Source organism: Bacillus sp. SIMBA_031 (genome assembly GCF_046535225.1).
Taxonomy (GTDB): domain Bacteria; phylum Bacillota; class Bacilli; order Bacillales; family Bacillaceae; genus Bacillus; species Bacillus velezensis.
In genome coordinates, this window is record NZ_JAWRXC010000008.1 from 113,670 (window position 1) to 123,439 (window position 9,770).

A 9,770-nucleotide genomic window follows, 5' to 3' on the forward strand; every position below is an offset into this window, starting at 1 on the left:
ATATTGCTTTTATTGTTTGTTGAATGAAAAGAACTATACACAGCAAGGAGCTGAGGAAAAATGGAACAAAATAAATGCGCACTGATCACGGGAAGCAGCCGCGGCGTCGGGAAAGCAGCCGCCATCAGACTCGCGGAAAAAGGATACAACATCGTCATCAATTACGCCCGCAGTAAAAAAGCGGCATTAGAAACCGCCGAAGAAATTGAAAAACTCGGCGTGAAAACGCTCGTCATTAAAGCCAATGTCGGCCAGCCGGCAAAAATCAAAGACATGTTCCGCCAGATTGACGAAACATTCGGCAGACTGGACGTGTTCGTCAATAATGCGGCTTCAGGCGTGCTGAGACCGGTTATGGAACTCGAAGAAACACACTGGGACTGGACGATGAATATCAATGCGAAAGCATTGCTTTTCTGCGCCCAGGAAGCGGCAAAGATGATGGAGAAAAACGGAGGCGGCCACATTGTCAGCATCAGCTCGCTCGGCAGCATCCGCTATCTTGAAAACTATACGACGGTCGGTGTCTCAAAAGCCGCTTTAGAATCGTTAACCCGTTATCTGGCGGTTGAGCTTTCTCCGAAAAATATCATCGTAAACGCCGTGTCAGGCGGAGCGATTGATACGGACGCGCTGAAGCATTTCCCTAACAGAGATGAACTGCTGGAAGATGCCCGCCAAAATACGCCGGCCGGCAGAATGGTCGAGATTAAAGATATGATCGACACGGTGGAGTTTTTAGTTTCTTCAAAAGCGGACATGATCCGCGGCCAGACCATCATTATTGACGGCGGACGTTCTCTGCTCGTATAAGTTTTAAAAAAAGATGAATAGCCTTATCATCTCCTGCGCATTCTAAAGTGCGTGGAGGTGATAACAATGGCAAACTCAAAATACAGCAAAACAGACGTTCAGCAGGTGAAAAGACAAAACCAGCAATCAGCTTCCGGTCAGGGTCAATACGGCACTGAATTCGGCAGTGAAACTGATGCGCAGCAGGTTAGAAAGCAAAACCAATCTGCTGAACAAAACAAACAGCAAAACAGCTAATCACTGAAACGAAAAAGCACTTCATCTTCGGATGGAAGTGCTTTTTTCTGTTGCCGAAACGACAAAACTTGTGATTCCTCTACAGAATGAGTCAAAGGGTTTTCCGGCGTAAAATCGAAATGGTAAGGAGTATCAACCTAAAAGCCTAAGGAGGAACCCGATGTCAGAGTTTGAAAAGCTTGTAAGTGAACAGATGAAAATCATGGATCAGCTTCTCGAGCTGCAGTCAGAACTTGACCGCTGCCGGCAGGTGGAAGCCGAACTCATCAGTCTGGAAAGAGATGCAAAGCTGGACAATGTACAGGACGAAATTGCGACAAAGCGAAAAGACCTGGCCGGCATACAGGAGTTATTCCAAAGGCAGACAGAGCAAGTCATCCAGTCTTATCGCAGCACGGAAAAGCCGTCTTCCTATGTGCAGAAATGAATGTGCCATTCCGGAAGCGGAGTGGTTCTTTTATTTTCATTTTTTAATTCGTAACGTTATAATAGTGAAAAGACTTGTCGGAAAGCAATTGCGGCTGCATTGACTGCAGGGCTTTACAGAAAGTAGGGGAGAAATATGGGATATCCCAAGGAAGGAGAAACCATTCAAATTCACAGCTATAAGCATAACGGGCTGCTTCATCGAATTTGGAATGAAACGACGATTTTAAAAAGTACGGAATTGTGTATCATCGGAGCCAACGACCGGACAATGGTGACGGAATCCGACGGACGGACGTGGGTGACGAGAGAACCGGCAATCTGCTACTTTCATGCCCGTCAGTGGTTTAACGTCATCGGAATGCTGAGAGATGACGGGGTGCACTATTATTGCAACATCAGCTCGCCGTTCGCTTATGACGGAGAGGCCATCAAATATATTGATTACGATTTGGATGTCAAGGTGTTTCCGGATATGACGTATAACATTCTTGACGAGGATGAATACGATGACCACCGCAAATCAATGAATTACCCTAAAGAGATCGACAGCATTCTGAAGGAGTATCTGAATACGCTGCTGCACTGGATTCATCAGCGGAAAGGACCGTTTGCTCCGGAATTTGTTGATATGTGGTATGAACGGTATCTGCGCTATACAAAATAAAGATACAATAAAAAACCTGTTGGGGTGTCAACAGGTTTTTCACATGGGCTCACACGCCTTAAAGAGAGAGGGGGATAAAGTGTGGGCGTAATCAGACGCTATATGCAATTTGTAAAACCTTATAAAAAACAAATTTTTATCACAGTGTTAATCGGCATCATAAAATTCTCCATCCCGCTGGCTCTCCCGCTTCTGTTAAAATACGTGGTCGATGACATTATTCAAGGGAGCGGAACGGCAAGCGCTAAAACATCATCGCTATTCACGATAATGGGTATCATGTTCGTGCTGTTTTTAATTCTGCGTCCCCCGGTAGAGTACTATCGGCAATACTTCGCGCAATGGACGGGCAGCCGGGTGCTCTACGATATCAGGGGGGTATTGTTTGATCATATTCAAAAATTGAGCCTGAGGTTTTATGCCAACACGAGAACGGGCGAAGTCATTTCCCGGGTGATAAATGATGTCGAACAGACAAAAGACTTTGTCATAACGGGACTGATGAATATCTGGCTTGATATGATGACGGTGCTGATCGTCATCTGCATTATGTTTACACTCGATGTTAAGCTGACATTGATATCTGTCATTTTGTTTCCGTTATACGGAATTTCAGTGAAATATTTTTACGGCCGCCTCCGAAAACTGACACGTGAGCGTTCTCAGGCACTCGCCCAAGTTCAAGGACATTTGCACGAAAGAGTTCAGGGGATGCCCGTTATCAGAAGTTTCGCCATTGAAGATTATGAACAAGCCAATTTTGATGAAAAAAACGGACATTTTCTGGACAGAGCGATCCGTCATACGAATTGGAACGCAAAAACGTTTGCAGTCGTGAACACCATTACGGATTTGGCGCCGCTGCTTGTTATCGCGTTTGCGGGTTATTTTGTCATAAACGGTCCGCTGACGGTAGGGACGATGGTTGCGTTCGTCGGCTATATTGACAGAATGTACAATCCGGTCAGAAGATTGATCAATTCATCGACGACGCTGACCCAGTCGATCGCTTCAATGGATCGCATATTTGAATTTATCGACGAGCCGTATGAACTGACTGATAAACCGAATGCACTAAAAGCTGACGACATTAAGGGCGAAGTCGAATTCCGAAATGTCTCGTTCCGTTATGAGGAAGGAAAAGAAACGATTTTGCAGAACGTTTCCTTAAAGGTGACAAAAGGGGAAACCGTCGCGCTCGTCGGGATGAGCGGCGGCGGAAAATCGACGCTTGTCAGCCTCATACCGCGTTTTTATGATGTATCCGGCGGCAGCCTGCTGATTGACGGAACGGATATTCGCGAGTATGAAGCGAGAAGCCTCCGCAATCAAGTCGGAATGGTGCTTCAGGATACGTTTCTGTTCAGTGAGACGATTCGTGAAAATATCGCCATCGGTAAACCGGGAGCGTCTCTGGATGAGGTGGTTGCGGCTGCGAAAGCGGCAAATGCCCATGAATTTATTATGAACTTCCCCGAAGGCTACGAAACCAAAGTCGGCGAACGGGGCGTCAAATTGTCAGGCGGGCAGAAACAGCGGATTTCCATCGCGCGTGTATTCTTAAAAAATCCGCCGCTGTTAATCTTGGATGAAGCGACATCGGCTCTTGATCTTGAAAGTGAACACTACATTCAGGAAGCGATGGAAAAGCTTGCGAAAAACCGGACGACATTTATCGTCGCCCACAGGTTGTCCACGATTACGCACGCGGATAAAATTGTCGTCATGGAAAACGGCGCCGTCGTCGAAACCGGCACGCACGAGGAATTAATGGCCCAAGGCGGCCAGTACAGACACTTATTTACGATTCAGAATTTGAACTGATACAAAAACTTGTGCCGTCCGAATGGGCGGCATAAGCTTTTTTGAATGCAAAAAAACCCGGTTTTACGGAAGCACCGGGTTACTCTTCGTCTGTTTCTAATTCGCTGTCTTTCGGGTGGTATGTCTGAAAACTCGTAATTAATGTATCGAGATGCTCCAGCTGCTCGCGGTATTCCGCAACCGCAGCCATAATGCTGAGCATATTGTAATCAAGCAGTTCATCCTCGCAGTTCTGCTGATTTTTCAAGAAAGACTTCGTCAAAAGCTGTTTATATCTTATGCTTTCTTCAGCATCGTCATCATGCGGTTTGATCTTGCCGACCGTCCGCATCAGAATCCTTTCGTGCCAATGAAGCAGATAATCAATTTCTTCTGTCAGCGTCTCCTGAAATTCCTCCGGCATATGATAAATCTCGTTTTCATAGCGGTGCAGCTTTTTCAGCGTATCAAGCGCCCGATTCGCCGTAATAATCGCCTGTCTGAATAAAACAAGCTTGCGCGACTTTACATACGTCGTTTTCTTAAAGTAGCTTCTCTCCTCTTTATAAAGAAGGTACGTATGATCAAGCTTCATCATCTTTTCCTTCAGCTTCTCAATATCCTCTTTCAATATCGAGTGTTCCGTGGACTGGCGCATCGTCAGCCTGATCCATTTCATGATCTCATCGGTATATTCAACCGTATGATGAGTCAGCTTCGTTTCGTATTTCGGCGGAAGAAACACAAGGTTCACAATAAAAGAAGACAGCACGCCTAAAATAACGGTGCTTGTTCGTATCAGAGCGAACGTCAGGAAGCTGTTTCCCGGTGTTTCTAAAATCGCGATAACCGTCACGAGTGCAATCGAAATGGTGTGTTCAATTTTCAGTTTTAACATGATCGTGATGACAATCACTGCGGTCAATCCGATCATAATCGGACTCGGTCCGAAAATCAGTCCGAATGCCGTAGCGATGACAGCGCCGATGATATTTGCCTGAACCTGATCAATAATAATAAGAAAAGACCTGTAAATAGAGGGCTGTATGGCAAATATAGCTGCAATCCCGGCAAAGATCGGCGACGGAAGTCCGATCCATGATGCTAAGTAGAGCGCGAGCGTAATCGCAATCCCTGTTTTAAAAATGCGGGCACCAAGTTTCATTGGTTTGTGCGTGCATTCCTTTCTCTAATAAATTATGTGCCGAACGAACGGCTGACACTTACATTTCCCTGTCGGCTGATTTGCTAAACAATAAAGTAATATACAGGGATCATACCAATTATTCAAGGTCTTTTTTTTGAAAAAACCATTATCTCACAAATCGGACAAAAAGAACAAGCGGAAGCCCCGGGCTCCCGCTTGTTTCAGCAGTTATTTTTTCATATGTCTGAACGCATCTTCAACGGCTTGTAAAGTGGCGTCGATATCCTCTTCAGTATGTGCGGTTGTGATAAACCAAGCTTCATACTTCGATGGAGCGAGATTGATGCCGCGCTCAAGCATCAGTTTGAAGAACTTGGCGAATGCTTCTCCGTCCGTATTTTCCGCCTGCTCGTAATTGACGATCTTTTCATCAGTGAAGTAAACCGTGAGCGCGCCTTTTAAACGGTTGACGGTGATGGTAATGCCATGTGTCTCCGCATGGGCGAGAATGCCTTGCTCAAGTCTGGCGCCGAGCTCATCAAGCCGCTCATAAACGCCTTCTTCCTTCAGCACTTCCAGGCAGGCGATGCCTGATAGGATAGATGCCGGGTTTCCGGCCATCGTGCCGGCTTGATATGCCGGGCCGAGCGGAGCAACCTGCTCCATGATCTCTTTTTTGCCTCCGTAAGCGCCGATCGGCAAGCCGCCCCCGATAATTTTACCGAGCGCCGTTAAATCAGGCTTCACTTGAAGAAGATCCTGCGCGCCTCCGTACATAAAACGGAACGCCGTGATCACTTCATCATAAATGACGAGCGCGCCCGCTTTATGGGTCAATTCATTTACCTGTTCTAAAAATCCTTCTTCAGGTTCAACGATGCCGAAGTTGCCGACGATCGGCTCGACGAGAACCGCTGCAATTTCCGAACCCCATTTATCCAGCGCGGCTTTGTAGCTTTCAATGTCATTGAAAGGAACGGTAATCACCTCATTGGCGATGCTTTTCGGCACGCCGGCGGAATCAGGGGTGCCGAGCGTAGACGGACCGGAACCCGCAGCGACAAGTACGAGATCAGAATGGCCGTGATAGCAGCCTGCGAATTTAATGATTTTTGTCCGGCCTGTATAAGCGCGTGCAACCCGGATCGTTGTCATTACCGCTTCAGTGCCTGAGTTTACGAATCGTACTTTATCAAGTGAAGGAATGGCCTCCTTCAGCATTTTGGCGAAAGTGACCTCATGTTTGGTCGGCGTCCCGTACAGCACACCGTTTTCAGCCGCTGTTTTAATCGCTTCAGTAATATGCGGGTGGGCATGTCCGGTAATAATCGGGCCGTAAGCCGCTAAATAATCAATATACTGATTCCCGTCTACATCCCAGAAATAAGCGCCGTTCGCTTTTTCCATCGCAACGGGTGAACCGCCGCCTACCGCTTTATAGGACCTGGACGGGCTGTTCACGCCTCCGACGATATGCTCTAACGCTTCCTTATGAAGTTCAACTGATTTTGTATACAAAAAATGACCCTCCTAATATCTCCTTACATCATGTTCTATTGTAGCATGCTTCATTGCGAGCACAACGGGTTCATGCTTCCAGAAAAGAGCGGGGGGATAACGGTTGTAATCTTAACGTGAATTGGATACGCTTAATAAAAAACCCGGAGGTATAAGAAATGACGATTGAAATCGGACAAACAGCACCGGATATGAAATTAGTGAATGACAGCGGGGAAGAAGTAGCATTGACGGATTTTAAAGGGAAGTACGTCGTTCTCTATTTTTATCCGAAAGACATGACACCCGGATGCACGACGGAAGCATGTGATTTCCGTGATCAGCACGAAAGTTTCGCGGGACTTGATGCCGTTATCATCGGAGTAAGCCCTGACAGCCGTGATAAACATGAAAAATTTAAGCAAAAACACGATCTTCCTTTCCAGCTCCTCGTTGATGATGAGCACAAATTGGCGGAAGCTTTTGATGTGTGGAAGCTGAAGAAGAATTTTGGGAAAGAATATATGGGTATCGAGCGATCCACTTTTTTGTTAGACAAAGAAGGCCGTCTTGTGAAGGAGTGGAGAAAGGTAAAAGTAAAAGATCACGTTGCCGAGGCGCTTCGAGAATTGGAACAAATTGCGTCTAATTAATGGACAAATGCTGAACTCACGGGGTTTTCTTCAGATTACATTTGACAGGAGACCGGAAAAAGATGTACACTAATTATAAACATTATAAAGTAAGAATCTTTTTTAGAAGAGAGGTGCATGACGGATGGCTGCACATGAATTAAAAGAAGCCTTAGACACGTTGAAGGATACGGGAGTCCGGATTACTCCTCAACGTCATGCCATTCTGGAATATCTCGTGGATTCTATGGCACATCCGACAGCGGACGATATATATAAAGCCTTGGAAGGGAAATTCCCTAATATGAGTGTTGCGACAGTGTATAACAATTTGCGTGTATTCCGGGAAGCTGGGCTTGTAAAGGAACTGACGTACGGAGATGCGTCCAGCAGATTTGACTTTGTCACCTCTGACCATTATCACGCCATTTGTGAAAGCTGCGGAAAAATCGTAGACTTCCATTATCCCGGGCTTGACGAAGTAGAACAGCTTGCGGCTCACGTCACGGGGTTTAAGGTAAGCCACCACCGTTTGGAGATTTACGGCGTCTGCCAAGAATGTTCCAAAAAAGAAAACCACTAAACGAAGCTGACCGCTTTGATACGGTCAGCTTCGTTTATTTTACACTGTTTTTTCTGTTATAAGACTCATCGAACGCTTTGCCTTCCAATCCTTTATCCAATGTGAGCGGCTCTCTACAATGCATGCACATATCCACTCTGCCCAGAATCTTCGTTTCTTTCTCGCAAGCGGGGCACATCACCCGGACCGCTTTTGTGGACAGCATGCCGATCCAAAAATAAACGGCGGTGCTGAGCCCGATCGACAACAGGCCGAGAATCATAAACAAGCTGGCAAGCAAAACAGACTGCTTAAAGAACAGCCCGATGTACATAATGATAAACCCAACGAAAACCAAACTTAACGCAAACGTTCTGATCTTATTAATTTTGCTTGAGTATTTCGCCATGGCCATCCCCCTCTCGTTTAACTATAGCACAAAACAGATGGCATATTCTTCATGTTTTCGTAAGAAAAGGGAAGAATAAATATGGCACCTGAAAGGAAATTTGTTATAATAGTGCAATGTGTTTAGAAAAAAGGACTTTCATGTTTTATCATAGAAATGTAGAAACAATAGCTAGTGAAACAATCGCATTGGAGGAATCGTAATGGACAATCTTCTCCGTCCAATTTACCAAGAAAGAGCAAGTCATCCCGATACGCTGGCCGTCCTTATGATTGAGAGAAGGAGTAAAGCATCATCCATCACGGATAACTTTGATGCGGTCATGCTTGTCATTGTCAAACAGGCTGATGAACCTCTTTTTATAAAGCATTATGAATTCGAACAAAAAACCGCTTCTTTACATATTGTAACGGATGCTCTGCTTCAGGAATGGATTCTGCTTGGGACCAATAGAAGAGTCATAGATTGGATCATCAACGGCAAAGTGCTGTTTGACCGCAATGAATATATATCTGAACTCAATGACCGGCTCAGCACTTTTCCTTTCGCCGAGCGGAAATTAAAGATCGGAATGGAATACGGCAAGCTGATCAGAAGATTTGTAGAAGGAAAAGCGTTTTTTGAAGCTGATCATTTTCTGGATGCATATTATGCGGTAGTGCACGCTCTTCACCACTTGGCCCGCATAGAAGTGATTGACCGGGGGTTTTATCCCGAAACGACAGTCTGGAACCAGGTCCGTCACATTGAGCCGCAGGTATATAAGCTATATTCCGAACTTGTCGAGAGTCACGAAAGCTTGGAGAAAAGGCTCGAATTATTATTCTTAGCAAATGATTTTCTCATCCATTCAAAAGCTGAAATCGGTTCTGCGCACCTTTTTCAAGTGATGAAAGAAAAAGAAATGTGGCAGTTTGGAGAATTGCTTCAGCACCCTGAACTGGTGCATTTCACCCAAGATCTCGGTGTCATGCTTGATTACCTGACGGAAAAAGGCTTTGTTGAAGTATCTCAAATAGAGACCAAAGGGCAGGAAGTTTATCATCGAGGATATTCTTTCAAAAAAAGTGTTGACGCTGAATCATAGGCATGGTATAGTATTAAACGTCGCTGATGCGCTTCACCAAAAAGCTCACAGCGGCGGAGAAATAAAAACAAAAAAACATTTGACAGCAAATCGCTGAAATGTTATACTAAAAAAGTCGCCTCGAGATGAGGTTGAGATGATCTTTGAAAACTAAACAAGACAAAACGTACCTGTTAATTCAAAGTTTTAAATAAATCGCACAGCGATGTGCGTAGTCAGTCAAACTACTTTATCGGAGAGTTTGATCCTGGCTCAGGACGAACGCTGGCGGCGTGCCTAATACATGCAAGTCGAGCGGACAGATGGGAGCTTGCTCCCTGATGTTAGCGGCGGACGGGTGAGTAACACGTGGGTAACCTGCCTGTAAGACTGGGATAACTCCGGGAAACCGGGGCTAATACCGGATGGTTGTCTGAACCGCATGGTTCAGACATAAAAGGTGGCTTCGGCTACCACTTACAGATGGACCCGCGGCGCATTAGCTAGTTGG

The 9,770-nt window shown here is 45.6% G+C and carries 10 protein-coding genes, 1 rRNA gene and 1 pseudogene; 9 read left to right on the top strand and 3 right to left on the bottom strand.

What is annotated here, in order from left to right:
• Nucleotides 1–60: 60 nt before the first annotated feature.
• The 5 genes and pseudogenes from fabL (at nucleotide 61) to SB724_RS17255 (ending at nucleotide 3,967) form a co-directional block, all read left to right on the top strand.
• Nucleotides 61–813 carry an enoyl-[acyl-carrier-protein] reductase FabL gene (gene fabL, locus SB724_RS17235; RefSeq protein ID WP_003155478.1) on the top strand — a complete coding sequence of 251 codons (753 nt, stop codon included), beginning with the start codon at nucleotides 61–63 and terminating at the stop codon, nucleotides 811–813.
• 84 nt (nucleotides 814–897) lie between these two features.
• A pseudogene (locus SB724_RS17240) lies at nucleotides 898–1,050 on the top strand (gamma-type small acid-soluble spore protein); the annotation flags it as partial.
• Nucleotides 1,051–1,210: 160 nt separating this feature from the next.
• On the top strand, nucleotides 1,211–1,477 hold the full coding sequence (locus tag SB724_RS17245) for a YgaB family protein (protein WP_003155476.1): 267 nt from the start codon (nucleotides 1,211–1,213) through the stop codon (nucleotides 1,475–1,477).
• Between the two features lie 135 nt (nucleotides 1,478–1,612).
• Nucleotides 1,613–2,143, top strand: coding sequence for a nucleoside tri-diphosphate phosphatase (gene ntdP, locus SB724_RS17250; protein WP_003155475.1), 531 nt, complete (start codon nucleotides 1,613–1,615; stop codon nucleotides 2,141–2,143).
• A gap of 81 nt (nucleotides 2,144–2,224) precedes the next feature.
• Complete coding sequence (locus tag SB724_RS17255; RefSeq protein ID WP_130571779.1) at nucleotides 2,225–3,967, top strand: ABC transporter ATP-binding protein; 1,743 nt, start codon at nucleotides 2,225–2,227, stop codon at nucleotides 3,965–3,967.
• A 79-nt stretch (nucleotides 3,968–4,046) separates the two neighbouring features.
• Here the strand turns inward: SB724_RS17255 and SB724_RS17260 are convergent, their stop codons facing one another.
• Together SB724_RS17260 and SB724_RS17265 are read right to left on the bottom strand one after the other, a co-directional pair.
• Nucleotides 4,047–5,111 (bottom strand): aromatic acid exporter family protein, encoded by a 1,065-nt coding sequence (locus tag SB724_RS17260; protein ID WP_007610190.1) that lies wholly within the window; start codon nucleotides 5,109–5,111, stop codon nucleotides 4,047–4,049.
• A gap of 210 nt (nucleotides 5,112–5,321) precedes the next feature.
• Entirely contained in the window at nucleotides 5,322–6,611 is a 1,290-nt protein-coding gene (locus tag SB724_RS17265) for a glutamate-1-semialdehyde 2,1-aminomutase (protein WP_007408567.1), read from the bottom strand.
• A gap of 158 nt (nucleotides 6,612–6,769) precedes the next feature.
• On the opposite strand from SB724_RS17265, the gene bcp reads away from it, so the two are divergent.
• Together bcp and perR are read left to right on the top strand one after the other, a co-directional pair.
• Nucleotides 6,770–7,243: a thioredoxin-dependent thiol peroxidase gene (gene bcp / locus SB724_RS17270; protein WP_003155466.1), complete on the top strand. Its 474-nt coding sequence runs from the start codon at nucleotides 6,770–6,772 to the stop codon at nucleotides 7,241–7,243.
• Between the two features lie 124 nt (nucleotides 7,244–7,367).
• Nucleotides 7,368–7,805, top strand: coding sequence for a peroxide-responsive transcriptional repressor PerR (perR, locus tag SB724_RS17275; RefSeq protein ID WP_003155465.1), 438 nt, complete (start codon nucleotides 7,368–7,370; stop codon nucleotides 7,803–7,805).
• 34 nt (nucleotides 7,806–7,839) lie between these two features.
• Here perR and SB724_RS17280 read toward each other — a convergent pair whose 3' ends face one another.
• Nucleotides 7,840–8,193 (bottom strand): YgzB family protein, encoded by a 354-nt coding sequence (locus tag SB724_RS17280; RefSeq protein WP_007408568.1) that lies wholly within the window; start codon nucleotides 8,191–8,193, stop codon nucleotides 7,840–7,842.
• A 202-nt stretch (nucleotides 8,194–8,395) separates the two neighbouring features.
• Between SB724_RS17280 and SB724_RS17285 the strand changes: the two genes are divergently transcribed.
• The gene (locus SB724_RS17285; RefSeq protein ID WP_007408569.1) at nucleotides 8,396–9,280 is read left to right on the top strand and encodes a nucleotidyltransferase-like protein; all 885 of its coding nucleotides are present in this window, start codon (nucleotides 8,396–8,398) and stop codon (nucleotides 9,278–9,280) included.
• Between the two features lie 229 nt (nucleotides 9,281–9,509).
• Nucleotides 9,510–9,770 (top strand): 16S ribosomal RNA (locus SB724_RS17290); the annotation flags it as partial.